This window comes from Flavobacterium tructae (assembly GCF_002217475.1).
Classification (GTDB): Bacteria; Bacteroidota; Bacteroidia; order Flavobacteriales; family Flavobacteriaceae; genus Flavobacterium; species Flavobacterium tructae.
This window is the reverse complement of the sequence record NZ_MUHH01000082.1, coordinates 1-887: the sequence shown is the minus strand read 5'-3', so window position 1 is coordinate 887 and position 887 is coordinate 1. Positions and strand designations below refer to the sequence as shown.

The following is an 887-nucleotide window of genomic DNA, read 5'->3' as shown; positions in this document are numbered from 1 at the left end:
CGAACCAATTGGCTCATTATTTATTGTCTAAATATGATATACAGGCAGAAGAACTGATAGGTATAGTATTAGATAGAAGTGATTGGTTAATAGTTTCTTTTTTGGCTGTACTGAAAACGGGAGCAGCTTATATTCCAATAGATCCTGAATATCCTCAAGAAAGGAAAGAAGTTATAAAAAAAGATAGCGGTACCCGTATTATTATTGATAATCTATTCTTAGTTAAATTTAAAGAGAATCAATTTAAGTATTCGAAAGATTTGATAGAGATTGCTATAAGACATGATAATTTAGCATACGTAATTTATACTTCCGGTAGTACTGGTAAGCCAAAAGGAGTAATGGTTGGACATAAAAATTTGGTTAATTTAAGTTTTTGGCATCAATCAAGATATTCAGTTGATCAAAAAAGTAGAGGTACCTTATTTTCAGGGATTGGTTTTGATGCCAGTGTTTGGGAGATTTATCCATATTTGCTTTTTGGAGCAAGCTTATATCCAGTTTCAGAAAAAGAACGATATGATTTGAATCTATTATCAAAATTTCTGATTGAGAATGCTATTACGCATGCATATATTCCTACATCGTTATGTATGAGTTTTATAGATCAAGAAATATCAATCCCAAACATCAGTTTTTTAACAGGAGGTGAAGTATTAAATTTACATAAATTAACAGATATTATTGTTTATAATAATTATGGACCTACGGAAACTACTGTGGTTGCCAGTAGTTATAAAATATCAAATACTTCTTTAGGTCTTATCCCAATTGGTAAGCCTATTGCCAACACGCAGATCTACATTTTAGATTCGGCATTAGAGTTGGTTCCTATCGGAGTAGTGGGCGAGCTTTGTATATCAGGAGACGGATTGGCTCGCGGATAT

Annotated in this window: 1 protein-coding gene; it reads left to right on the top strand. The window is 32.4% G+C overall.

Going from position 1 to position 887, the window contains the following annotated elements; genetic code table 11:
* Positions 1 to 887 (top strand): AMP-binding protein (locus B0A80_RS20410; protein WP_165769307.1); only part of this gene is annotated, 887 nt, incomplete at both ends.